Genomic DNA, 24771 nt, shown 5'->3' on the forward strand with positions numbered 1-24771 from the left:
AATTCGGGGTTCGCTGTTTTAGTACCGAAGGATGAGTCTTACAGACCCAACTTCTCGATCACGATTTCGCGCACGCGACCGGCATCGGCCTGACCGCGGGTGGCTTTCATAACCGGTCCCATCAGGGCGCCGATGGCCTGCATCTTGCCGCCCTTGATCTTCTCGACCACGTCCGGCATGGCGGCCATAGCTTCATCCACGGCCTTGCCCAACGCATCATCGTCGTTGACCACAGCTAGGCTGCGCTTCTCAACGATCTCGTTTGGAGTTCCTTCGCCATCAACCACAAATTCCAGCACCTGGCGGGCGATCTTGTCATTGATCTTCTTCGAGGTGATCAGCGAATTCAGCTCAACGATGGTTGCCGGGGTGACCCCCAGATCCGCAATTTCCTTGTCCGCAGCCTTGGCCAGACGGGCGATCTCGCCCATCCACCACTTGCGGGCTACCGCGGCACTGGTACCGGCGGCAATGGTTGCCTCGATCTCGTCGAGCACGCCCGCGTTGACCACGTCACGGAATTCCTTGTCCGCATAACCCCAGTCGGCCTTCAGTCGCTTGCGGCGATCTGCCGGCGGCTCGGGCAGACGCGAACGCAGTTCCTCAACCCATTCGGCAGTGGTGACGATTGGCACCAGGTCCGGCTCCGGGAAGTAACGGTAGTCATCGGCATCCGACTTCGGACGGCCCGAGGTGGTGCTGCGAGTGTCTTCGTGCCAGTGACGGGTTTCCTGAACGATCTTCGCTCCGGAATCGAGCACCGCTGCGTGGCGTTCAATTTCGAAGTGCACCGCGTGCTCCACGGCACGCAACGAGTTTACGTTCTTGGTTTCGGTACGGGTACCGAACTTGTCCGCTCCCTTGAGCATCAGCGAAACGTTGGCGTCGCAACGCACGTTGCCGCGCTCCATTTTCGCATCCGATACCCCGAGGTTCTTCACGATTTCACGCACCGCGGCCACGTAGGCCTTGGCCAGCTCCGGCGCCCGCTTGCCGGCGCCCTCGATGGTCTTGGTGACGATTTCAACCAGCGGCACCCCGGCACGGTTGTAGTCCACCAGCGAGTAGTCCGCGCCCTGGATGCGTCCGGAGGCACCGCCCATGTGGGTCAGCTTTCCGGCGTCTTCCTCCATGTGGGCGCGTTCGATCTCCACGCGGAAGATCTCCCCGTCCTCCAGTTCGACATCCAGCCAGCCGTCAAAGGCGATCGGATCATCGTACTGCGAGGTCTGGAAGTTCTTCGGGGTGTCCGGGTAGAAGTAGTTCTTCCGCGCGAATCCGCAACGCTCGGCGATCTGGCAGTTCAGCGCCAGGCCGATCAGGATGGAGTACTCCACGGCGGTCTTGTTGACCACCGGCAGTACGCCAGGCAGACCCAGGTCAACCGGGGTGACGTTGGTGTTCGGGTCGTCGCCGAAGGCATTCGGGGCGTCCGAGAACATCTTGGTCTTGGTGTTCAGCTCTACGTGGACCTCGAAGCCGAGCACCGGATCATATTTCTCCAGTGCCACATCAAAGTCGACGAGTTCATCGGTGTAGTTAGACATGTGCTCCCCTTAGGCCTTTGGCGCGATCGACGCGGAATCAATGGCAGGTGCCTGCGAGATCAGGGTGTGCCCCCAGCTCTTTTCCAGCAGTGCTTCCAGTGCCGCACCTGCACGATAGACGCGAGCGTCCTCGAAGGCAGGAGCCAGGAACTGGATGCCCACCGGCAGGTCCTCGGACAGCCCGCCGGGCACGGTGATGCCCGGGATGCCGGCGAGGTTTGCCGGGATGGTGGCCACGTCGTTGAGGTACATGGCCAGCGGGTCGTTGTCGTTGGCGCCCAGCTCGAAGGCGACGGTCGGAGCGGTTGGCGAAACCAGCACGTCGGCCTGCGCGAACGCGGCGTCGAAGTCGCGCTGGATCAGCGTGCGGACCTTCTGCGCCGAACCGTAGTAGGCGTCGTAGTAGCCGGCGCTCAACGCGTAGGTGCCCAGGATGATGCGGCGCTTGACTTCGTCGCCGAAACCGGCGGCACGGGTGGCTCCCATCACGCGTTCGATGGTCAGCGCGCCGTCTTCCGGAAGCACCCGGTTGCCGTAGCGGACCCCGTCGAACTTCGCCAGGTTGGAAGAGACTTCCGAAGGCATGATCAGGTAGTAGGCACCCAGTGCGTACTTCAGGTTAGGGCAGGAAACCTCGACGATTTCCGCGCCCGCGCCCTTGAGCAGTTCGAGGGACTCCTCGAAGCGTGCCTGCACGCCGGCTTGGTAGCCCTCGCCCTGCAGCTCGGTGATCACACCGATGCGCAGGCCCTTGAGATCCCCGGTGGCGCCGGATTCTGCGGCGGCTACCAGGCCCTCGAGGGTTTTTGGCAGCGAGGTGGAATCCTTCGGATCGTGCCCGCCGATCAGTTCCTGCAGGTGTGCCGAGTCGAGCACGGTACGGGAGACCGGGCCGATCTGGTCCAGCGAGGAGGCCATGGCGATCGCGCCGTAGCGCGAGACCCCGCCGTAGGTCGGCTTCACGCCCACGGTGCCGGTGACGGCGCCGGGCTGGCGGATCGAACCACCGGTGTCGGTGCCCAGAGCCAGCGGCGCCTCGAAGGAGGCTACGGCCGCGGCCGAGCCGCCGCCGGAACCGCCGGGAATACGATCCAGGTTCCACGGGTTGCGCGTCACCCCGTAGGCGGAGTGCTCGGTGGAGGAGCCCATGGCGAACTCGTCCAGGTTGGTCTTGCCCAGCATCGGAAGCTTCGCGGCGCGGATCTTCTCGATGACGGTGGCGTCATAGGGGCTCATCCAGCCTTCGAGCATCTTCGATGCCGCGGTGGTCGGCTGGCCCTTGGTGACGATCAGGTCCTTGATGGCGATAGGCACGCCGGCCAGTGGGTGCAGCGCTTCGGCTTCGGCGCCGCCGGCGGCGCGGATCGCGTCCACCTCGGCGGCGACGGCGAGCGCTTCCTCGGCGTTCACATGCAGGAAGGCGTTCAGTGCACCATCAACTTCGGCGATGCGATCCAGGTGAGCCTGGACGGCGACTACGGAAGTTACAACGCCTGCGCGCAGCTTTGCTGCCAGCTCGGTGGCGGAAAGACGAATCAGATCTGACACTAGGTTATTCACCATCCAGAATTGCCGGGACCTTGAAGCGGTTCGAGTCCGAGTCAGGTGCGTTGAGCAGAACTTCATCGATGCTCAGCGTCTGTCCCACCACGTCTTCACGCAATACGTTGGTCAACGGGATTGGGTGGCTGGTGGCTGGGATATCGGAGGAGGCGACTTCGCTGACGGATGCGATGGCATCGACGATCACGCCGAGCTCACCGGTCATCTTGTCCAGCTCTGCGCCGCTCATCTCGATGTGGGCCAATCGTGACAAGTGCACGAGGTCCTCACGGCTGATGGCAGACATATATCTCCCTAAAGTGGGCGGATGGGTTTCACAGACAAGTCTATCCCTTGCCCGCCGGCAACTAGGTCGCAAAAGTCCTTCGGACGTTATGCTGTGCGCAATACCAAACCGCTCAGCTCCTGGCCGAGCGCATTCTCCCAGAAGCCGATGACTCCGGCGGCGTTGGCTTTGCCGGCAACCGGCTTGCGGATAATGACGGCGCGCTTCCCGCTGGTCTCGCCGGTGAGCGTGATCCGTGCATCGTCGGTAAATGATTCGGTGTGGTGCTGCGGGATGGATTTGCCCGCGAGCAGTCCGCGCGCCTGGTCGTTGAAGACCGGGTCCCCGGCCGCGTCATAGACATAGCGCGGCCCCAGGATGGCGTGCTCGCTGATGCCTATCAGGTACGGCTCGCCGCCTTCGAGGGGTGCTTCTCGATAGCTCAAGGGCACATGGTAAATCACCTCGGAGGTGTCGGCATGATCCGCATAAATGCGCAGCTCCACCCCGACCTTCCCCTGGGGGTCTTCGAGCCGGAATCCGCCGATATGTTCAAGTTTCGGGACGCCCTGACCAGAATAGAAGTCCTGCTTGATCAGCCAAGCGGACACCAACTCATTTTTGGTTGGCGACATTGAGGTGTTGTAGACGATGCCCATGGGCTCAGTCTGCCAAGTCAGCGACGTGCGCACAAGAGCTTGACCCTCGTGTTGCCCGCGGCTCTCAAGGCGCATGTTAATTTTCCTGCAGAGCCCGTGCCGCCAGAGGATATCGATAGCATGGGATCCATGACAACCGATGCTCAGTGGAACCAGGCCAGCCAAGCCCAAAGCTATGGCGAAGCCCTGTTACAGGATGAACGGGTGTGCCTGCGCGAGGTGGAGCCAGAAGACTTGGCCCAGCTGGCGGCGTGGTGGAATGACCCGCAGTGGGCGGTGCTCCAACAGAGGATCGCCAAGCCCAGGCCATCGCAGCGGGTAATGGATATGTTGGCCGTGTGGAGCGAGAACAAGCCGAACAGCGGGGACGCCGGATTCAGCATCTTCGAAAAGCCGCAGGGCAACCTCATTGGGCATGCCACGCTCGCCGGTGGCGCGCTGCCGCACCGCGCAGCGGAATTTGCCATCATGCTTGGCGGGGAGCACGTGGACCGTGGCTACGGCACCCGTGCGGTCCGGCTGATGACCGGTTACGGCTTCAACGAGATGGGGCTGAACCGCATTGGCTTAAAGGTCGCGGCGTTCAACACCCGTGCGCTGCGGGCCTATGAAAAAGCCGGCTTCAGCCTCGAAGGCCGCGAACGAGAGGTGTATTTCCACCAAGGCAAGTTTCATGACCAGCTCATCATGGGTCTCCTTGCCCGCGATTACTTCGCCACCGCGCGACCCTGAACCCCGGGCGGGCTTACTTGCCGGCGCCGGTGAGGAAATCGGCGACCAGCGGGCCTGCAGTCTGCGCTCCCCCGTCGCCGTCTTCGACGAAGGCCGCCACCGCGAGGTCGCCCTGGGCGGCGATCACCCAGGCGTGCGCGTTGCGTTCCGCATCGTATTCCGCGGTGCCGCTCTTGCCAATGATCTTTGCTCCCGGCACCGACTTCAGGTCGCTCAGCGTGCCATGGTCCACTACCCCAGCCATCATTTCCTGCAGCTGTCCGGCTTCGGATTCGGTCAATTCGGTCTTCGCCTGCGCAGGTTCCTTCGGCTCGGGGTCCAGCACCAGCCGTGGTTGCACGGTGCTGCCCTGGGCGATTGATGCCATGACTGTGGCCATGCCCAGCGGGGAAGCTTCGACCACACCCTGTCCGATCATGTTGGCAGCCAGTTCGGTTCCTTCCGAGGCATCCGGAACGGAGCCGATAAATGCTTCGGCTCCGGTGCCATCCTCGGCGACAAGCCCCAGCGAGCTGGCGGCCGAGGCTACGGATTCAGCACCTAGTTCGCTGCCTGCATTGACGAAGACCGTATTGCAGGATTCGGCAATGGCCTCAGCGAGCGGAATCGTGCCCACGGCACCCGCGGGGTAGCCGTCATAGTTCTTGAAGCTCTTGCCATCCACCTCTGTGCTCGCCGGGCATTGCACCTGGCTCTGCGGGGTTTGGCCCTCGCGGAGCATCGCCAAGGCGCTGATGACTTTGAAGACTGATCCCGGAGCGTACCGGCCCTTCAGCGCGGTATTCAGCCCATTGGACTCCGGCCCGGAAGCTGCCGCCAGCACCTGGCCATCGGACGGCCGGATTGCCACGATGGATGAGGCGGAATCGGATTCGGAAACCAAGGACTCTGCGACGGTCTGCAGCTTTTCATTCAAGGAAAGCTGGAGGTCTTCACCAGCTACCGGTTCGGTGCCCATCAGTTCGGCAACCGGTTCGTGCTCTGCGTTATACCGCGAAACCGCTACCCCGGCGGTGCCCGCCAATGTCTCGTTATAGGTGGCTTGCAGTCCGGAGAGACCAACTTGGTCACCTGCCTGGATCTTCCCTTCGGACTTCTCAATAATTTCGGCGGTCGCCTGGCCGACGCTTCCAAGGATCGGGCGGGCGAAGGCTCGGGTGGGCGCCAAGGGCATCTCATCGGCTTGCCCGAGGGCTCCGGGAATCTCTGCAATCTGTTCGTCGGTCACTTCGCGGTCCGCATCATCGCGCAATACGATCGCCTGGACCCAGGCCTTGGCACCGGTTTTTTCCACCCGGTTCGCGAAGGAATCTTCGTCAATACCCACGAGCTTTGCCAGTTTGCGGGAGGAGGCTTCCCACTCGTCTGATTCTGCGCGGGTCTTATCGATCCCCACGCGCACCACCGGACGGTTCTTCACCAGCGCGTTGCCGTTGCCGCCAAGGATCTGCCCGCGTGCGGCTTCGCTGAATCGCGCATCGAGGTACTCGCCGGCTTCCAGATCAGGTGCGAGAATTTTCGGATCAAAGCGCAGCTTCCACTGCTCGGCCTCATCATCAAATTCCATGACTGCTTGGGTGTCATAGGTCAGATCGGTATCGCTGGAGTCAATGTCCCAGGTGGTTTGCAGCGTCGCGGTAGCGGTCTGCACCCCATCTTGGGACTCTTCGTCTTCGGCGGCACCGAGCACCGTGTGGCTGCGTTTGATGTCCCCCATCGGGCCATACGCGGTTTCCAGGCTCTTCGCCGCCGCGCTGGGGTCGCTTCCGGCCAGCGGCACCGCAGAGAAGTCGCCGGAGCCAAGCGCGGCGGCAAGCGCCTCGGCCGCAGGCTTCGGATCGGGTATTGCCGCGCTGCATGCGGTAAGCGAGCCCGCAACGAGGGCTGCAACGGACAGGGCGACTGCACTTCGGGGGAAACGACGCATGGCGCCAGTCTATGCAAATGCGAGAGCGCCAAGCCAGAATGGCTCGCCACAAGTCCGCATTAGGCACATTCTTTAGCTTTCCAGGACCAGCGCGTACACCACGAGGCGAATGTCGGTATCCGGAACCACCCAGTCTCGTTCCGGGCGGTGGGTGAAACCTAGAGATTCATACAGCCGACGAGCCGCACTCCAGTGGCCGCCGGTGGTCAGCGACACCGCGTGCACCTCCGGTAGTTGGCGGGCAAGCTCGATCGCTGCCAGCACCATTGCTCGTCCTGCGCCGGCGCGTTGCACGGTTGGATCCACGCTGAGCATACGGATTTCGAGTTCACCTTCGAGGGCGACGTCAGCGTATTCATTGCCCGCTTGGATCAGGGTCATCGAAGCAATGATCTGGCCGTCTTTGCGTGCCACGAAAATATCGCAGTGGGCACCGCGCTGAGCGACCTGGCGAACAAAGTGCAGGTACTCATGCTGCGGATCGTCAAAATGCCCGGCCTGCAGGTACGCCTCAACGGTGAGGTCGCCGATACGCTCGTAATCGGCTGCGGACGCCAATTCGATGAGCAACTGGCCCTTGGCTGCTTTGCAATCATCAACTTCAGACATGGTGCTTCTAGTTTGCCATCGATTTCCGGCTCGCGGCGCAGCGGCGGGGCAAAAGACGAATCGTGAAAAATCCTCCCTGCAGCGTCGCGCCGTACCGGCCGCTTCCGAGCGTAGATGACGAACCATAAGCCGGGTGAAGCCGGCATGGGAATCAAGCAGATTTCCAAAGCAACAATGAATATTTCAGGTGCCATCTGTGGCCGGAACCCAGTAAACTGACTAGCATTGCCGCAGTTCGAGCAGCAATCCTCGCTTGTCACACCGTTGTGAACGCCCAGCCCGAGGACTCGGCCGTGCAATCCTTTCAGCACCAAATCAATTGTTTTCAGGATGATTTTGCGGCCCCGGCCGGGATATTGGACGCTGCTCAAGGACTCGGCCACACACCCGTTGATATTTATGTTGCAAAGGGCAGCGCGCTGGTTCACGTCCAACGATTAGGGCTACGGTTCACGGCCTGCCCAACTAAGAGTATTTTCCACTAACAGATCGGAGAGTGAACGACTTGCGCGTTCTCATTGGTTCTTCCGCGGAGCATGTTGCCCGTATCGCCGCAGATAATGTCCTCGCTGGACTGGCTCACCACGGAAAAGGGAAAGACCCCGTGCTCGGTGTTGCCACCGGCTCTTCGCCGCTTGGCTTGTATCGCGAGCTCAGTGCGGCGGTAGCCGAAGGACGCGCAGATTTTTCCAAGGCCCGGGGCTTCGCGCTGGACGAATACATCGGCATCCCGAACACGCATGAGCTGTCCTATCGCCAGACACTCATCGCCGAGGTTTGCAATACCTTTGGAATGCCGGTCAGCGGGCTGCACACGCCCCAGGGTATGGCCGATTCCTTAGAGGAAATCGAAGCCAATGCACGAGCCTATGACCAGTCGATCAAGGATTCCGGCGGCATCCAGGTTCAGATCCTGGGAATCGGCAGCAACGGCCATATCGGCTTCAACGAACCGGGCAGCGCCTTGCGCAGCCGTACCCGGATCAAGCGATTGGCTGCACAGACTCGAATCGACAATGCACGGTTCTTCGACGGAATCGAGCATGTCCCAACCCACTGCGTCACCCAGGGTCTTGGCACGGTGCTGGAGGCCGGCCGGCTGGTGCTGCTGGCTACCGGTGAGTCGAAAGCAGAGGCGATCGCGTTGGCGGTGGAAGGTCCGTTGTCGGCTTCGTGCCCCGGGTCCGTACTGCAGCTGCATCAGGATGCAGTGGTGGTCCTCGACGAGGCAGCGGCGGCGGGCTTGAAGAAGCGTGCCTACTATGATGATGCTGCCGAAGGAATCAGCTTGGAGAATCTCCGAGTGCACTAAGCCGGTTCAACACGGCTCCACGAAAATCTAACCGAAATGTTGGGGCATATGGCTGTCTACTTCGAATGCGTCACTCGCACTCCAATGGATCGAATCGAACTTTTTGACCGCGCACGGAGCATCGATATGCACCGCGGTTCGATGGCCAACACCCAAGAAGAAGCAATAGCCGGTGTGACGAGTGGGCTCATCTCGCTCGGTGAGCAGGTTACCTGGAGGGCTCGTCATTTCGGGTTGCCGTTTCGCCTCACGACGAAAATCACCGAAATGAAATCCGCAGAAATATTCGTCGATGAACAGCTCCGCGGACCGTTTAAGTCTTTCCATCACGTCCACGAGTTCTATGAACTCGACGGAGAGACACTGATGGTTGACCGGATTCGTTTCGCCGCACCCTTCGGTCCCTTGGGATGGTTGGCCGAAAGGTTGGTCCTGGGTTGGTACATGCCCCGGCTCATCCGGCAGCGCAATGATTATCTACTGCACGGATAGTTCTGCAAGTGATGCCGCTCTTCAACAGTTGATTAATGCGCAGCCGCCATTGCAGGTTTCAGCGATGGATCGCAGTGCCGAATCTGGATGGACTTATCCACTAGTACGTTGGGAATCGAGTCATAGCCGGTCCGAGCAGATTTTCCCTCCTCGGCTCGCTAGGCTTGAGGGGTCGCAGAGACTAACCAACTGCAGCCGTTTCGCCTGACACACTGATCAAGGATCTTCCCCATCACCACACAAACTCAACCCTCAGCGACCAGACAATCGCTGGCGGGAAAAATTGCGCTCGGGGTTTCCCATGTCCTCTCGCCTGCCCTGCTAGTCGGCTTGCTGTTGATCGGTACGCCCTTGCGGTACAACGGGATCTCTTGGGTTGAGGCGGTAGCCGCCACGACGTTCACCATAATTATTCCTTGGCTATTTTTGTTGCTAGCGAAGTTCCGCGGCAGCGTGAGCGATCTGCACGTCACCCAACGCAGTCAACGCCATAAGATCTTTGCTCTGACCGCAGCGTCGATCCTCTGTGGGCTGGCCTTGCTCGGCTGGCTAGGGGCAAGCGCCACAATGTTCATCGAGGTGCTGTCCATCATGGCGGGGCTGCTCACGGTTGCTTTGATCAACCTCTGGTGGAAAGTCTCGGTGCATTTAGCCGTGGGCTGCTACGTGGTACTTCACATCTCCGCAGGGGATGCCTTCCTTGCCCCGGCAATAATGTTCATTGCCTTGCTATCGTGGTCGCGCATCCGAAGCAGCCAGCACACCGCCTCACAGGTGTGCGGCGGAGTCATGGTCGGCGTATTGATCAACTATGTCAGTAGCCAGCTAGCTCTGCTCGGATAATCGTCAGCAAAGCACTTCCGGCTCGGTCCGCCGCCCATTATGTGAGCGGCAGACCGAGCCAGTTTGAGCTTGTTGGATCGAGAGCAATACGCCGCGAGGCGGTGCGCTAGGGATTGACCAGCTTCTCGGTATCTACAAGTCCGGCGTACTGCCATCCCGGATATCCCACGGGGCGACCCACCGGGGTCCCCGTTTCTTCGGCAATCAAAGCACCGGCCGCCCAATCGTATTCCTGGGTGCCAAATTCTGCGTACGCGTCTAGGGAGCCCTCGGCGACCAAACACAGATCCAGTGCCGCCGAACCGATTCGACGGATATTCACAAAATCAGGCAGCAATTCCTGCAAGACCCCGAGTTGGAAGCCGCGGCGTTCTGCGTCATAGCCGAAACCGGTGCCCAACAACTTGGCGTCGGACTCGACCGGTCCGGCGAGCTTGGTGATCTTCTTGGTGCGCAAATCATGCTTCCAAGCTCCCAGTCCACGGCCGGCGAAGTATTCGACTTGCAAGGCCGGAGCGACAATAGCCGCCGCCAACCACAAATCGGTTCCATCCTCTTGCTTCTGGCACACACCCACCGATGAGCAGTAGTAGGCGATGTTGCGAACAAAGTTCGTGGTGCCGTCGAGCGGGTCGATGCTCCAGCGGAAGCCGCTGGGATTGCTCGGCTTCTGGCTCGGATATTCCTCGCCGGTCAGTTCGTCGTTGGGGCGCGTGGTGGTGATCGTGGCGCGAATGGCTTCTTCGGCGGCCCGGTCAAAGTCGGTGACCCAGTCCCCCGCCGCAGATTTCTCATCAACGTTGAACTTTTCCACATCACGCTTGGAGAGCACCTCGGCGCCGGCCGCCGCTGCGCGGCGTGCTACGAGCACCAGCGGGTCGTGTGCGGCCTTGTTGTTTTCCACTTAGACTCCTTGATTTGCTGTCAATGCAACTTCGCGTGCCGCGTCGGGGCCCTGCTCGAGCAGAACGACAAAGCCTGATTCGTCCAATACCGGCACCCCGAGCGACTGCGCCTTATCCAGCTTTGACCCGGCGGCTTCCCCGGCTACGAGGAAATCGGTCTTTTTCGACACGCTTCCGGTGGCCTTGCCGCCGCGGATGATAATGCCTTCCTTAGCGGTGTCCCGGGAGAAATTCTCCAGAGTACCGGTGACCACAATGGCCAGTCCTTCAAGGTGCTTGATGACGTTTTCATCTTGTTCGTCGTGCATCTTCACCCCGGCGGCCTGCCAACTGGCGACGATGTCACGGTGCCAGTCAACCTTGAACCAGTCCACCAGCGCTTCGGCGATAATCGAACCCACCGAATCGATCTGGCTCAGTTCCTCCACCGCGTTAGCTGATTCGAGGGCCTCTAGCACCGCGTCCATGGATCCGTAGCGGGTAGCGATCGCACGCGAAGCGTTGGGACCCACATGACGGATCGACAAAGCGACCAGCACGCGCCAGAGCGGGTTGCTCTTGGCTTTTTCCAGTTCGTCAAAGAGCTTCTCGGTGCCTTTGGTGGCAACCGAGGGCTTTTTGGCGGTGGGCTTGGTGAAGAAGTACGGCACCAGTTCAAATTCCCCGGTGCCCTCTCCCTTGGCGCGCTTCTCCCGCCACACCTTGACCTCGGCAAGCTGTTCCAGCTTGTCCTTCAGGTCAAAAAGCTCGGCTTCATTGCGCAGCGGGCCGGGGCCCGCCGGGAGGATGACACCACCCTGGGTGGCTGGGTCTTCTCCGGGGCCGCTGGTCAAGGCCGCGGCTGCCTCGTAGCCCAGAGCCTCGATGTCCAGGGCGCTGCGCCCGCCTAGATAGGCCACGCGTTCGGTGAGCTGAGCCGGGCAAGATTCGGCGTTGAGGCAACGGATATCGACGTCGCCCTCCTTGGCCGGAGCCAGCCGCTGGCCACAGGATGGGCATTCGGCGGGCATCACGAAGTCCCGCAGGCCCTCATTGCCTTCACGCAAGGCGAGGACCGGGCCGACGATCTCCGGGATCACGTCTCCGGCTTTGCGCAAGATGACCGTGTCACCGATCTGCACATTTTTTGCCTTGACCACTTCCTGGTTGTGCAAGGTTGCGCGGGCAACCGTGGATCCGGCCACGAGCACCGGTTCCATGACCCCGAAGGGGGTCACTCGTCCGGTGCGTCCGACCTGCACCTGAATGTCGAGCAGTTTGGTGTGGACCTCTTCGGGCGGGTATTTATAGGCCACAGCCCAGCGTGGGACGCGGGAGGTATAACCGAGCTGTTCCTGAGTAGCCAGGTCATCGACCTTGATGACAATACCGTCAATATCATGGATCAGTTCATGGCGCTTTTCGCCATTCTCGGCAATATAGTCCGTAACCTCGGCACGCGAGCTGACGACGCGGCCATAGGGCGAGACCGGAAGGCCCCAATCGCGCATCAGTTCATAGGCCTCGGACTGGTGGGTCATTGCGAAGTCCCGGCTGCGTCCGAGCCCATGCACGAACATCCGCAACGGGCGCTTGGCGGTCTGCTGCGGGTCTTTTTGCCGAAGCGAGCCCGCGGCGGCATTGCGTGGGTTCGCCAACGGTGCTTTGCCTTCGGCGATCAGCATCTCGTTGTAGGCGTTGAAGTCCTTGGTGGCAATGTAAACCTCACCGCGCACCTCGAATTCTTGCGGGTAGCCGGACCCGGTGAGTTCTTGCGGGATATCGGAGATGGTCAGCGCGTTGTGCGTGACGTCTTCACCGGTGGTTCCATCTCCGCGGGTCACCGCGCGCACCAGTTTCCCGTCCCGATAGGTCAGGTTCAGCGCCAATCCATCGATTTTGACTTCGCACAGCCAGCTAACCGGAAATTCGGGACGTAGCTTCGTGGCATTCGCTTGGGCTCGTTCGAGCCAGACATCGAGCTCTTCAAGCGTGAAAACATCTTCCAGTGAGTACATGCGGCTTGCGTGCTTGACCGGCGCAAAGGCGCTGCTGACTTCGCCGCCCACCTCGAGTGTGGGTGAATCCTGCCCCATGAGTATTGGGTATTGGCTCTCCACCAGCTGGAGTTCGTGGAATAGCGCGTCGTAGTCCGCGTCGGGAACCAGCGGAGCGTCCTGCTGGTAGTAAGCCTCGCGATGTGCGCGGATCTGTTCCACCAGCGTCTCATAGCGTTCTCGAACGCTATCCGGTGGGGTCCTCATTGAGTCTGCTGGTGTTACTGGATTTTCACTCACGTATCCAATTGTGCCCCACCGGTCCTACGCTTTGGCCTCTAGCGCGCCCGGTATTCAGGAACCGGTGTCAGGCAACACATCGATGACTACCACCGCGATGTTGTCACGGCCTCCGGCTTCCAATGCCGCTTGGGTCAGAACCTGGGTAGCCTCTTGGCGGTCGGGGTGGTTGATCAGGAGTTCTTGGATGTTCATCTCCGTCAGCTCCCCGCTCAGCCCATCGCTGCACAGCAGGTAGCGGTCGCCGATGCGTGGCTGGAGCACCGTGAGATCGGGCTGGCTATCGGCACCGGCCCCCAGCGCCCGGGTGATGAGGTTCCGGTGCGGATGGCTGCGTGCCTCGGCTTCGGTGATCTGCCCGGCATCAACCATTTCCTGTACGGCCGAATGATCCCGGGTGAGCTGTCGCAATTCCTGCCCACGCAGGCGATACCCTCGCGAGTCCCCGACATTCACCAATAGCAGGCTCGTGTATTCGCCAGTGCTCTGGGTTTCCGCGCTGACCTTCTCGGTCCGGGCGCGGTGTTCGGCCAGCATCTCGGGGGTGATCTTGCTGAGCACGTCGGTGTTCTGGCTCATTTTGAAGCTGCCGGTCCATGGGGGAACCACCATTGGCTGGCTGATCTGGTCTTGCCCCGGGCCGGAGCTGCGCACCAGCGCCAAGGCGCAGAGGGTCGTGCCGCCGCGGGACTCCAGGGCATCTCGAATGCGGTCATCGATCAGTTGGATCTGGCGTTGGATCTGTTCCACGGTGGGAAGACGCGGCACGACGGTCTTGAAGCTGAAGGTATTGAGCTCTTCGAGGGTCTCCACCGCCAGCTGGCTTGCGACCTCGCCGGCCTCGTGTCCGCCCATGCCGTCGGCTACCGCCTGGATCACGTCGGTGATCAGGATACGGTCCTGATTGTCCTGGCGTTTCAGGCCCACGTGGGTCTGCCCGCTCACCGCGAGGCGGAAGCTTTCTGCGTGCTGTTCGGTTTCCATTTAGTCCAGCACCAGCCTGCCACCCTCGCCAGCGGAGAGTTCATAGGGTTGAATATCGCCAAAACCACGCACCGAGGTAACTTCTTGCGCGGTCAGGATGAATCGGGCATCTTGTTTCAGGGTATTGGCGGTCACCGCATCGGTCAGCACCATGCCAGGCTCGGCAAGGGAAGTCAGCCGAGCGGCGAGGTTCACCGTTGGACCGTAGATATCTCCCAGGCGGGAAAGCAATCGTCCCCACACCACGGCCACGCGAGTGCGTGGCAAGAGCTCATCCGCTTCGAACTCGCGCGACAGGGCCAAGGAGATCTGGGCACCGGCCTGCGGGGTTTCGGCAACGTATAGGACTTCGTCGCCAATGGTTTTAACCAAGCGACCGCCGCCGACCGAAATGATTTCGGCGCTCTTGGACTCGAAGCGCTGCACCATTTGCGCCAAGGTGCGCTCATTCATCCGGCGAGAGAGCGAGGTGTAGGAAACCAAATCGGCAAAACCTACCGCGCGGGCAAGCGGCAACGGGGTGCCATCGCTGTCGCTGGAGTCCTGGTTGTAGGCTGCCACCCCGGCCTCGGCGCGCAGGGCCAGCCGGTGGATGCCGGCATTGAGCTGTCGGCGCCATGAATAAACCAGCAGTTCTTCCAGCGGGCCGATGAGTTCGGGCAGGCTCTCGAGCAGTTGACGGCGAGCTTGCCGGTCGCTCATATTCTGGTTGGCGACCATATCCTCGACGATCGCCTCGACCTGCCAGACGACCATCCGGTCGGTCATCTGGCCGACCGAGCGCATCAGCGAGATCGCGGTTTCGTCGGTGAGCTTGCCTTCGCGGACCAGGTCGACCATGGTCTTCAGCGCTTCGGTGTCTCGGCCGCTGAAGAAGACCTCATCGTCGCCGAGTTCGGGGAAGCCCATGGCGCGCCAAAGTTTGCGCGCCGAAAGCAGCGAGACCCCCGCGTCGGCGGCGACTTCTCGTCGCTTGAATTCGCGTTGTCCACCGATGAGCCGTTTTTCCAATTCGGCCATGTGGTTCTTGACCGCGTCCGAAGCATGGTCCGGGACCTGCAGGGGACTCTCCATTGCCTGCGCAAGTTCCGCAATCGGGTCCAGCTCCGCCGGGATCTCATGGTTTGCCGTATGTCCCCGAGCCTCGCGTACGGCTTCGGAGGCCGCCAATGGGGTATCTGGGCGTGATGGATTGGAGTTGTCGGTGCTCATTGTCCAATGCCCTCACTGTTCGATGCATCTACCTGGGAGTTCGATGACTGCTGATTATGCAAGTTGCTCATCATTTCGATGGCCAACGTGCGGAAATAAGATACTGCGGGCACATGCATAATACGCACATGTCCATGGCTTAAGACAACGTCCAAGGCCCCGGGTTTCGTGATCGCAGCTTGTTGTTTGGTATGCGCAATTACGTCACGCACGGAATAAAGTCCAACAGATTCAAGGTCCGCACGCCCAAAAGAGGTCCGGAACAAGATTCTCTCGGTGGTTAAGATGATGCAGCTGCGAAGCCAACGCACCCACGGCGTCACGCACCAAATCAGCACCAGAATGAACCAGAGCACCAGGCTGAGAACCATCCATAGATCGGATTCGCTCGCAAGCCAGTCCGAGAGGTCATTGCGTGAAAGGTAGCCCAGCAGGAACGCGCACCCGGCGGTGAGGAATAAAAAGACGGCAAAAGGTTGGCGTAGCACTCGGGAATGTTCTCGGGTCTTGACGACCACGCGCTCCCTGTCATGTAACGGCACCTTCATCGTCTAGTTCCTCGCCCCTCCTACCGTAGGTTCTTCTGTACAGTCTTCTCCTCTAATACTAGTCCGCGTATTCTGTGCTTCGCCTGTTACGCGTATTTGCCGTCGGCGCGCCGCACGTGGTGCACGTCGCCTGCCAAGATTCGCTGGCTTTGCCCCGAAGCATTTTCCACCACTAGCGCTCCATCCGCGGCCAGCTGCACCGCACGTCCGAGCAGCTGCGAGCCATCAGGGAATTCGACCCGGACATCCTGCTCCAGGGTGGCTAGGCGAGCCGCGACGAGGTCGCGCAAGGACCGGCCGGAATATTCTCCGAGCGACGCTGTGCTCTGCCCTCCCACCGCGCGAAAAGCGGCATCCAGTGCGGTGAAGCGGCGCAGATACTCGGCGAGCAGCTCGCCGCGGTCTACCCGGGTGCCGCTGGCTAGACGCAGCGAGGTTGCCGTGGCGACGGGAAGCTCCGAGGCTTCTTGGTCGACATTGATCCCGGTTCCAACGACTACCGCGAATCCTTGCGGCGTCTGCACTAGCTGGGCCAGAATTCCACAGATTTTCCGGTCTCCGGCAAGCAGATCATTGGGCCATTTGATGCGCGCCTGCACCGGCGCCAGTTCCTCTACGGCCTGCGACCAGGCCAGTGCCGCCAGCATGGTGTACCAGGATAAGGACTCTGGCTCCATCGCGCTGCCCGGTGAGGCAAGTACGCTGAGCGTGATAGCCGACCCGGCCGGCGTCACCCATTCGCGGCCCAACCGCCCTTTGCCCTGCTGCTGATGCTCACTGAATAGGACGCTCAGGTGCCCGGCGGCGCCGGAGCTTGCCAGCTGGGCAAGCTCGGTGTTGGTGGAACCCGAGGTAGCGAGGACCTTGATAAATCCCAGCCGCAGTTGCGCGGCCAATTCATGAAGCGGCACCGGGTCCAGTGCCGCGCGTGCCGGGGATGATTCAGGATTCATCCTTCAACTCTATGACACGCGCGGCGTCGAACTTCGGTTCTAAAGGAAAATGTCCTCGATGAGTTGGGCCTGGGGATTCACCGAGTACTTTTCCAGGTCGGTTACCCCGGAAAGCTCTAGCACCTGGGTGTCGGTGAAGAAATTCCCGCTCACCGAGGACGGATTGCTGGCCAAGATGCACAGCGCCGCGTCCGCTACGATGTCCGTGGTGCGGGCTGCCTGAATCATTTTCATTCCGCCTGGCAAGCTACGGATGGCCGCGGTATCGATGAGGGTCGCCGGCCACAGGGAATTCACCCCGACGCCATCTTCCTTGAGCTCTTCGGCCAGCCCGAGGGTGGTCAATGACATGCCGTATTTGGCCATCGTGTAGCCCAGGTGCAGGCCCGCCCAATGCGGGTCGAGGTTCAGCGGCGGCGACAAGGTGAGAATATGCGCGTGCTTCGATTGACGCAGGTAGGGAAGTGCGGTTTTGGACAGCAGGAAGGTCCCGCGCACGTTGATGTCCTGCATCAGGTCGTAGCGCTTCATATCCAGGTCATCCGTTTTGGCCAGGTTGATAGCGGAGGCGTTGTTGATGACGATGTCGATGCCGCCGAATGCTTCGACCGCCGCATCAACCACGCGCTGGACGTCAGAATCTTCACGCACGTCTCCGACTACCGCCAGCCCCTGGCCTCCGGCGGCGTTGATCTTCGCTACCGCAGAATGGATGGTGCCTTCCAGGGTGGGGTGTGGCGTGTCTGTCTTTGAGAGCAAGACAATATTTGCTCCGGCTTTTGCCGCAGCTTCGGCGATGGCCAATCCGATGCCGCGGCTTCCACCGCTCATCACGATGGTTCGGCCGCTAAGTTGTAAAATGTCAGGGGCGATGTCGGCTCGCGATTCATTAGTCATGTGACCTAGATTACGCGATGCTGGCGCACTAAGCTACTCATGAGTAACTTATTCTGGCGTGCTCCACGTTCTCCTCGGGGCCAATTTGTAAGTTTCCTACAACAAAAACCGAAATTTTCCCGGTTAGACTGACTTAGTTGGCATTTTTCTTGTGCCATTCCTACACATAAGACAAAACCCGAGGGAGTCGAAGGCATGACGCAGGGCCGTACCGAGACGGAAGAATCAATCGATCTGTCCACCACCGCCGGCAAGCTTGCCGAATTCCGCCGCCGCCAGAATCTGGCACAGGCGCCTTCGGGTGAAGCCGCCATCGAAAAGCAGCACGCTCGCGGCAAGCACACCGCACGCGAACGCATTGAGCTGCTGATGGACGAAGACTCCTTCGTCGAATTTGATGCCCTCGCAGTGCACCGCTCCACCGCCTTCGGCATGGAAAAGAAGAAACCTCTGGGCGATGGGCTCGTTTCCGGCTACGGCACCGTAGATGGCCGCCTTGTCGCCGTGTACTCGCAGGACTTCACCGTCTACGGCGGCTCCCTCTCCAAGGTCAATGGCGAGAAAATCGTCAAGGTCCAGGAATTCGCGCTGCGCAACGGCTGCCCGGTCGTCGGCATCCTCGACGGCGGCGGAGCACGCATCCAGGAAGGTGTCGCCTCGCTGGCCATGTTCGCGGACATCTTCCGCAACAACGTCCACGCCTCCGGCGTCGTCCCGCAGATTTCCCTGATCATGGGCCCAAGCGCCGGCGGCGCGGCCTACTCCCCCGCACTGACCGACTACGTGATCATGGTCGACAAGACCAGCCACATGTTCATCACCGGCCCCGACGTCATCAAGACCGTCACCGGCGAAGAGATCGATATGGAGTCCCTTGGCGGTGCACGCCAGCACAACGCGAACACCGGCACCTCCACCTATTTGGCCACCGACGAGGAAGACGCCGTGGAGTTCTGCAAGGAACTGCTGGACTTCCTGCCTTCCTCGAACCTCGCCGACGGGATTGTCGCCGAATTCGACGAGGACCTGGAACTCAACGACGATGATCTGTCCCTGGACACATTAATTCCTGATTCCGCGAACCAGCCATATGACATGCGCAAGGTGATCGAGTCGGTTGTCGATGACGCTCACTTCTTCGAGATGCAGGCGCTCTACGCGCCAAACGTCATGATCGGCTACGCCCGCGTCGAGGGGCGCACCGTAGGCGTGGTCGCCAACCAGCCAATGCAGTTTGCCGGCACCCTGGATATCGCCGCCTCGGAGAAGGCAGCCCGCTTCGTGCGCAATTGCGATGCCTTCAATATCCCGATCCTGACCTTTGTGGACGTCCCGGGCTTCCTGCCCGGCAAGGACCAGGAATTCCAGGGCATCATCCGCCGCGGCGCGAAGCTGCTCTATGCCTACGCCGAGGCCACCGTGCCGAAGCTGACCGTCATCACCCGCAAGGCCTACGGCGGAGCGTACATCGTGATGGGCTCCAAGAAGCTTGGCGCAGACCTCAACCTGGCGTGGCCCACGGCGCAGATTGGCGTGATGGGCGCCCAGGGCGCGGTGAATATTCTCTATCGCCGCGATCTGGCCGCGGTAGAAGCCGAAGGCGGCGACGTCGAGGAGCGCCGCAAGCAAATCATCGAAGACTACGAAGCGGAACTGCTCAACCCGTACCAGGCCGCCGAGCTTGGCTACATCGATGCGGTGATCGCCCCGAGCGAGACCCGCCTGCAGCTAGTGCGCGGGCTGCGCGCGCTGCGCGACAAGCATGTGACCCTGCCTCCAAAGAAGCACGGCAATATCCCGCTGTAAGCGGCGGACTCATTGACCAGCAACTAATTTTCTCAAGGAGTAGCCTGTGCCCGAGCAAAGCACCGCCAATGCGGCCGCCCTCATTACCGTGACCAAGGGCAAGCCCAGCGCCGAGGAACTCGCGGCGGTCACCGCGCTGCTCGCGGCGATGGGCACCGCCGCACCGGCAGCAAGCGAAACCCCAGCCGAACCACAACGCGTAGCACGCATTCGCAAGCGCCGCGCGCTGACTCCCCGCCTCGGCTGGAGCTTAGGCCGACGCTAGAGGCAGCTGGTATTGCACCCCGGCGTTCTGTCGAAAGACAGGGCTCCGGGGTTTATCGCATTCCAAACAAGTGTGCCGGCAATTACCCAATACTCTTCAACAAATCTTTCATATCTATTAGTGTTAGCTCCATGACATCCACTGCTACGCAGCGCGTGCCGACGGGCATCGACGCCATTGCGGAAAATTTCTTTGCCAAGACTCTCGAATTAGTTCCGGAGTACGGCGTTTCATTCGGACTCCCCGGTTACGAGTCGGCCTATTCCGACTACTCGCCCAGGGGCACCGATCAGCAGATCGAGCTATCGCGGGAGACTCTCGCGGAACTTGAGGCGGCGAAGCCACAAGATGACATCGACTCGGTCACCCTCGATGCGATGCAGGAGCGGCTCGGCCTGGATCTGGAAATCCAGCTGACCGGACGCACCGAGCTGAACAATATCGCCTGCGCGGCGCAGGAAATCCGTTCGGTCTTCGACCTCATGCCGCAGCAGAGCGCAGCGGACTTCGCATTTGTGGCCGCCCGGCTTGCCAACGTCCCGCAGGCGATTGACGGCTACATCGCCTCATTGCGCGATTCGGCCTCCAAGGGGTTGGTGTCGGCTAAGCGTCAGGTGAATATCGTCGCCGGCCAGTGCCGGGATTATGCAAAAGACGGTGGGTTCTTCGATCGGCTAGCCACCTCCGGTGCCGAGCAAGACCCCGAGCTCGCCGAGTCGCTGAACGCCGGAGCGTCCCTGGCGAAGAACGCCTACCTGAAGCTTGCGCAAATGCTTCGGGAAGAACTGCTGGCGCAGGCCCCCGAGGAGGATGCGGCAGGCCGTGAATACTACGCGTTGATGTCCCGCCGCTTTCTGGGTGCATCGGTTGATTTGGACGAGACCTACGCCTGGGGAGTCGGCGAGCTAGATGCGATCATCGCGGAGCAGCAGCGCGTGGCCGAACTGATCAAGCCCGGCGCCTCCATCGAGGAAGCCAAGACGATCCTCAACGCTGATGCGGCGCGCAAGCTGGACGGCACCGAGGCCCTGAAGAGCTGGATGCAGGACAAAGCCGACAAGGCGATTGCCGAGCTGCGCGACAGGCACTTCGATATTCCAGCCCCGATGGATCGAATCGAGTGCCTGATCGCCCCGACAGAAGACGGGGGAATCTACTACACCGGGCCCTCGGAAGATTTCACCCGCCCCGGACGCATGTGGTGGTCGGTGCCGCCGGGCGAAGACCAGTTCTCCACCTGGTCGGAGCTGACCACCGTGTACCACGAAGGGGTACCGGGCCATCACCTGCAGATAGGTACCGCGCAAATGCAGGCGAACACGCTCAATAGCTGGCGCCGGCTGCTCTGCTGGGTTTCCGGACACGGCGAGGGGTGGGCGCTGTATTCCGAGAGGCTGATGCACAAGCTGGGTTACCTCGATGATCCGGGCGACTATCTGGGCATGCTTGATGCCCAACGCATTCGTGCGGCCCGCGTGGTCTTCGACATTGGCGTGCATCTGGGCCTGGCGGTTCCTCCCCAGTGGGGCACCGGAACCTGGGACGCCGATAACGGGTATGAGTTCTTGCAGAAGAATCTTGATCTCACTGAGGGCCAGCTGGACTTCGAATACAACCGCTACCTCGGTTGGCCGGGCCAGGCCCCCAGCTATAAAATCGGCCAGCGGCTCTGGGAACAGGCCCGCGACGAGGTTGCCGCCCGCGATGGCGGGCAATTCGAGCTCAAGGACTTCCACACCAAGGCGCTGAAACTCGGCTCGGTGGGACTTGATACGCTCAACCGCGCCCTGCTGAGCTAGGCAGCTAGCCAAGCCGTTGGCTGCCGGGGATTCCCGGCAGCCAACGGCTCCTGCCGCGTCATTAACCGCGGTAGTTGGACAGCTGGATCAGATTTCCGCAGGTGTCATCCAATACGGCAGTGGTCACCGGGCCCATCTCTGTGGGTTCCTGGGTGAACCGCACGCCCAGGGCGCGCAAACGCTCATATTCGGACCGGACATCGTCAACCGCGAATGAGGTCAGCGGAATGCCATCGGCGAAAAGAGCCGCCTGGAATGGTCGCGCCGCCGGATGCTCGGCAGGTTCCAGCAGGACCTCGACGCCTGCCTCATCTTCTGGCGAGACAAGTGTCAGCCATTTGAATTCACCCACCGGCACATCGTGCTTCTTCACAAATCCGAGAATTTCGGTGTAGAAATTTCGGTGTAGAAATTTCGGTGTAGAAATTTCGGCCTTCGCCTGGTCATCAACCATGACGCTAGTGATATATACCCGCATGATTTCTCCGATGTTCGTCGTCGCACGCCTAAGGCGAATCCCCTAGCGGCATCCAATCTACCGACTTTCAAAGCCAATTGGTCATCGTCAATAGCCGGCGGACCGACCCCTGCGCAGGCGGTGCGGTTGGCCAGTACGCGGTGCCATTCCATTGCGTGCAGCCCGGAGCCCAAGAACTGCTGAGACCGTTCGTTGCGCGTTTTCGTCTGGCGCCGACCGTTCGTACTGCCATCTTGTATTTCACCGGCAATAACCAAATCCTTGGAAGCATAATTGCCTACGAAAATCCATCCGAACACCGCTGGCGGAGACTTCCGGCATGCCGCGCAGGGCCCCTCCGAATGCCGGGGCACTCGGAGTAATCCGCAAAACACCTCTGGATTTCAGCCCAGATCGGTGACCGGTCGCACAGTAATTGAGCTGTCAATAACGGAATAATCCAGAATCGTAATGTTGCGTAACTTTAACTGCGATGGTTGGCGTTTTCCGGCATACCGTTTTAGTCATGTCTAACACCGCACCTTCATCCCGACTGCCTCGTTGGATGACCAGTTTCGGTCCGCAGATTATCGCTGCGTTGATCGTCGGTCTGATCCTCGGCCTGGTCGCCAAGTACACCGGCAGCACTTCCGAGGAACCCAACGCGCTCGGTGAAGCCCTGCAGATCATCGGCTCCAGCTACGTTGCCCTGCTGCGCACGGCCGTCATCCCGCTCATTTTCTTCGCAGTGGTTGCTTCCATTGCCAATCTGGCACAGGTGACAAATGCTGCACGCCTGGCCTGGCAGACCCTGCTGTGGTTCGGCATCACCGCGCTGATCTCCGTGACCATCGGCATGGGACTGGGCGTGCTGATGCAGCCCGGCGCCAATACCGGCCAAAGCGCACCGGCCGAGTACGACGGCAAGACCGGCGACTGGCTCGGATTCCTGACCGGGCTGATCCCTTCGAACTTCCTGGGCCTGGGCGCAAGCACCAAGCTCGCCGAGGATGCGGCCACCACCTCGATCAGCTTCAATGTGCTGCAGATCCTGGTGATCGCCATCGCCGTGGGCATTGCCGCGCTGAAGGTCGGCAAGGCGGCCGAACCATTCCTGGCCTTCTCCGCCTCGATCCTCGCGATCATCCAAAAGGTGCTGTGGTGGATTATTCGCATCGCCCCGCTCGGCACCGTTGGCCTGATCGGCAACGCCGTCGCAAGCTACGGCTGGGACACCATTGGGGCGCTGGGCAAGTTCACCCTCGCCATCTACATCGGTCTGGCCCTGGTGCTCTTCGCCCTCTACCCCATCCTGGTTCGCTCCCACGGCCTTTCCATCAAGCAGTACTTCTCCGGGGTGTGGCCCGCGGTGCAGCTCGGTTTCGTCTCCCGCTCCTCCATCGGCACGCTGCCGCTGACTCAGCGCGTGACCGAACGCAACCTCGGCGTGCCCTCGGGCTACGCATCCTTCGCCGTCCCCTTGGGTGCAACCACCAAGATGGATGGTTGCGCAGCCATCTATCCGGCGATTGCCGCCACCTTCGTGGCGCAGTTCTTCGGAATTGACCTCGGCGTGACCGACTACCTGCTAATTGCCCTGGTTTCGGTTCTGGGCTCGGCTGCTACTGCCGGCACGACCGGAGCGGTAGTGATGCTGACATTGACCCTCTCCACCCTTGGACTTCCGCTGGCCGGCGTTGGCCTGCTGCTCGCGGTTGATCCGATTGTTGACATGGGCCGCACCGCGGTCAACGTGGCCGGCCAGGCCTTGGTCCCAACGATTGTCGCCAAGCGCGAAGGCATCTTGGATGCGGAGCTGTACAACGCCCCACGCAATGGCAATCCATTCGCCGACGACAGCATCGCGGCCACCCAGGATCAGTCGGCGGCAACGTCGGCAAATGCCTAGTTCCCCTCAGGTCCGAGCGGCCTGAGCAGCACCCAGCGGTCGGCATCCTCCCATCAGGAGGATGCCGACCGCTTTTTCGTGGGGCAGAACACAACTCCCCACTTTGCACAGCGTGCAAGTTTGCACGTAGTGTAATTACGTGACTTCCAATGGCACCGGCACGCGCCGCGAACTCAATAGGCAGGCGACGCATCAGGCGATCGTCGACGCCGCCCTTCGACTGCTGCGCGAGGGGCACGGCACGGCGATCACCGCCACCCAAATCGCCGAAATTGCCGGCATTTCCCGGCGCACCCTGTTCAATTATTTCCCCTCCGTAGATGCAATCTTGTCCTACCCCCTGCACGCGGTGCTCGAACACATGGTCGAGACATTAACTCCCCTGACCGACCAGCTGCCACTGATGCAAGCAGTGGTCCGCGCCTTGGAATCCGAGCGGGCCACCGAGCTTTTGGGGCAGGTCGCGCAATTCGGCGCCTATCTGCGCCGGCAGGAAAACGGAACCTGCTACCCGCCGAATTTCATTGCCTGGCAAAGCGCCACCGGCGACGTCATCGCCAAAATAGCCGCCCGGTACCCGCATACCGATGCCTACTCCATCCGCGTGTTCACGCATGCCATCCTCGGGGCCGGGCAAGCGGCCTTCGATACGTGGATCGACCAGCTGCCCGAGCCGGATGCGACCGGGCTGCACGTTTCCGACGAACTCATCTCTTCCTTCCATCGGCTCATCACCCGGGCCATGGAAACACTCGATGCGGGTTTCAACTCGCTGCCATTGACCGCACCAAACTCGCTCAAGGAAGACTAA

23 protein-coding genes are annotated in these 24771 nt (G+C 61.0%); 9 read left to right on the top strand and 14 right to left on the bottom strand.

Annotated elements, in window-relative coordinates; all coding sequences use genetic code 11:
* Positions 1 to 38 precede the first annotated feature (38 nt).
* From gatB to CIK76_RS14080, 4 genes are all read right to left on the bottom strand, one after another.
* Positions 39 to 1547 (bottom strand): Asp-tRNA(Asn)/Glu-tRNA(Gln) amidotransferase subunit GatB, encoded by a 1509-nt coding sequence (gatB, locus tag CIK76_RS14065; protein ID WP_096287498.1) that lies wholly within the window; start codon positions 1545 to 1547, stop codon positions 39 to 41.
* A 9-nt stretch (positions 1548 to 1556) separates the two neighbouring features.
* Positions 1557 to 3110, bottom strand: a complete 1554-nt coding sequence (gatA, locus tag CIK76_RS14070) for an Asp-tRNA(Asn)/Glu-tRNA(Gln) amidotransferase subunit GatA (protein ID WP_176484223.1) — start codon at positions 3108 to 3110, stop codon at positions 1557 to 1559.
* Positions 3100 to 3396, bottom strand: a complete 297-nt coding sequence (gene gatC / locus CIK76_RS14075) for an Asp-tRNA(Asn)/Glu-tRNA(Gln) amidotransferase subunit GatC (protein WP_096287501.1) — start codon at positions 3394 to 3396, stop codon at positions 3100 to 3102. Before gatC ends, gatA begins: the two co-directional genes overlap by 11 nt.
* Before the next feature lie 86 nt (positions 3397 to 3482).
* Positions 3483 to 4109: a 1,4-alpha-glucan branching protein gene (locus CIK76_RS14080; RefSeq protein WP_096287503.1), complete on the bottom strand. Its 627-nt coding sequence runs from the start codon at positions 4107 to 4109 to the stop codon at positions 3483 to 3485.
* A gap of 54 nt (positions 4110 to 4163) precedes the next feature.
* Between CIK76_RS14080 and CIK76_RS14085 the strand changes: the two genes are divergently transcribed.
* Complete coding sequence (locus tag CIK76_RS14085) at positions 4164 to 4766, top strand: GNAT family protein (RefSeq protein ID WP_176484224.1); 603 nt, start codon at positions 4164 to 4166, stop codon at positions 4764 to 4766.
* Between the two features lie 13 nt (positions 4767 to 4779).
* Here CIK76_RS14085 and CIK76_RS14090 read toward each other — a convergent pair whose 3' ends face one another.
* Entirely contained in the window at positions 4780 to 6693 is a 1914-nt protein-coding gene (locus tag CIK76_RS14090) for a penicillin-binding transpeptidase domain-containing protein (RefSeq protein ID WP_096287507.1), read from the bottom strand.
* A gap of 72 nt (positions 6694 to 6765) precedes the next feature.
* The gene (locus CIK76_RS14095; protein ID WP_096287509.1) at positions 6766 to 7302 is read right to left on the bottom strand and encodes a GNAT family N-acetyltransferase; all 537 of its coding nucleotides are present in this window, start codon (positions 7300 to 7302) and stop codon (positions 6766 to 6768) included.
* A gap of 505 nt (positions 7303 to 7807) precedes the next feature.
* Between CIK76_RS14095 and CIK76_RS14100 the strand changes: the two genes are divergently transcribed.
* The 3 genes from CIK76_RS14100 (at position 7808) to CIK76_RS14110 (ending at position 9949) form a co-directional block, all read left to right on the top strand.
* Entirely contained in the window at positions 7808 to 8614 is an 807-nt protein-coding gene (locus CIK76_RS14100; RefSeq protein ID WP_096287785.1) for a glucosamine-6-phosphate deaminase, read from the top strand.
* Between the two features lie 84 nt (positions 8615 to 8698).
* On the top strand, positions 8699 to 9106 hold the full coding sequence (locus CIK76_RS14105; protein WP_255248483.1) for an SRPBCC family protein: 408 nt from the start codon (positions 8699 to 8701) through the stop codon (positions 9104 to 9106).
* Positions 9107 to 9559: 453 nt separating this feature from the next.
* Positions 9560 to 9949: a hypothetical protein gene (locus tag CIK76_RS14110; RefSeq protein ID WP_141393566.1), complete on the top strand. Its 390-nt coding sequence runs from the start codon at positions 9560 to 9562 to the stop codon at positions 9947 to 9949.
* Between the two features lie 106 nt (positions 9950 to 10055).
* On the opposite strand, the gene CIK76_RS14115 is transcribed toward CIK76_RS14110, so the two are convergent.
* From CIK76_RS14115 to CIK76_RS14145, 7 genes are all read right to left on the bottom strand, one after another.
* Positions 10056 to 10853, bottom strand: coding sequence for an inositol monophosphatase family protein (locus CIK76_RS14115; RefSeq protein ID WP_096287513.1), 798 nt, complete (start codon positions 10851 to 10853; stop codon positions 10056 to 10058).
* A complete protein-coding gene (ligA, locus tag CIK76_RS14120; RefSeq protein ID WP_096287515.1) occupies positions 10854 to 13097 on the bottom strand; it encodes an NAD-dependent DNA ligase LigA in 2244 nt (747 codons plus the stop codon).
* A gap of 87 nt (positions 13098 to 13184) precedes the next feature.
* Complete coding sequence (locus CIK76_RS14125) at positions 13185 to 14114, bottom strand: serine/threonine-protein phosphatase (RefSeq protein ID WP_096287517.1); 930 nt, start codon at positions 14112 to 14114, stop codon at positions 13185 to 13187.
* The gene (locus CIK76_RS14130) at positions 14115 to 15326 is read right to left on the bottom strand and encodes an adenylate/guanylate cyclase domain-containing protein (protein ID WP_096287519.1); all 1212 of its coding nucleotides are present in this window, start codon (positions 15324 to 15326) and stop codon (positions 14115 to 14117) included. It lies immediately after the preceding gene.
* The gene (locus CIK76_RS14135; protein WP_096287521.1) at positions 15323 to 15874 is read right to left on the bottom strand and encodes a hypothetical protein; all 552 of its coding nucleotides are present in this window, start codon (positions 15872 to 15874) and stop codon (positions 15323 to 15325) included. Before CIK76_RS14135 ends, CIK76_RS14130 begins: the two co-directional genes overlap by 4 nt.
* 86 nt (positions 15875 to 15960) lie before the next feature.
* Complete coding sequence (locus CIK76_RS14140) at positions 15961 to 16827, bottom strand: biotin--[acetyl-CoA-carboxylase] ligase (RefSeq protein WP_096287523.1); 867 nt, start codon at positions 16825 to 16827, stop codon at positions 15961 to 15963.
* A gap of 39 nt (positions 16828 to 16866) precedes the next feature.
* The gene (locus CIK76_RS14145; protein WP_096287525.1) at positions 16867 to 17724 is read right to left on the bottom strand and encodes an NAD(P)-dependent oxidoreductase; all 858 of its coding nucleotides are present in this window, start codon (positions 17722 to 17724) and stop codon (positions 16867 to 16869) included.
* Positions 17725 to 17919: 195 nt separating this feature from the next.
* Between CIK76_RS14145 and CIK76_RS14150 the strand changes: the two genes are divergently transcribed.
* From CIK76_RS14150 to CIK76_RS14160, 3 genes are all read left to right on the top strand, one after another.
* Positions 17920 to 19530, top strand: a complete 1611-nt coding sequence (locus tag CIK76_RS14150) for an acyl-CoA carboxylase subunit beta (RefSeq protein WP_096287527.1) — start codon at positions 17920 to 17922, stop codon at positions 19528 to 19530.
* Between the two features lie 46 nt (positions 19531 to 19576).
* The gene (locus CIK76_RS14155; protein WP_096287529.1) at positions 19577 to 19795 is read left to right on the top strand and encodes an acyl-CoA carboxylase epsilon subunit; all 219 of its coding nucleotides are present in this window, start codon (positions 19577 to 19579) and stop codon (positions 19793 to 19795) included.
* A gap of 131 nt (positions 19796 to 19926) precedes the next feature.
* Complete coding sequence (locus CIK76_RS14160) at positions 19927 to 21594, top strand: DUF885 domain-containing protein (protein ID WP_096287531.1); 1668 nt, start codon at positions 19927 to 19929, stop codon at positions 21592 to 21594.
* Positions 21595 to 21655: 61 nt separating this feature from the next.
* On the opposite strand, the gene CIK76_RS14165 is transcribed toward CIK76_RS14160, so the two are convergent.
* Positions 21656 to 22072 (bottom strand): VOC family protein, encoded by a 417-nt coding sequence (locus CIK76_RS14165; RefSeq protein WP_096287533.1) that lies wholly within the window; start codon positions 22070 to 22072, stop codon positions 21656 to 21658.
* Positions 22073 to 22577: 505 nt separating this feature from the next.
* On the opposite strand from CIK76_RS14165, the gene CIK76_RS14170 reads away from it, so the two are divergent.
* Positions 22578 to 23960 carry a dicarboxylate/amino acid:cation symporter gene (locus CIK76_RS14170; RefSeq protein WP_176484225.1) on the top strand — a complete coding sequence of 461 codons (1383 nt, stop codon included), beginning with the start codon at positions 22578 to 22580 and terminating at the stop codon, positions 23958 to 23960.
* A 139-nt stretch (positions 23961 to 24099) separates the two neighbouring features.
* Complete coding sequence (locus CIK76_RS14175; protein ID WP_096287537.1) at positions 24100 to 24771, top strand: TetR family transcriptional regulator; 672 nt, start codon at positions 24100 to 24102, stop codon at positions 24769 to 24771.

The sequence above is a fragment of the Glutamicibacter sp. BW80 genome, from assembly GCF_002332385.1.
GTDB lineage: Bacteria > Actinomycetota > Actinomycetes > Actinomycetales > Micrococcaceae > Glutamicibacter.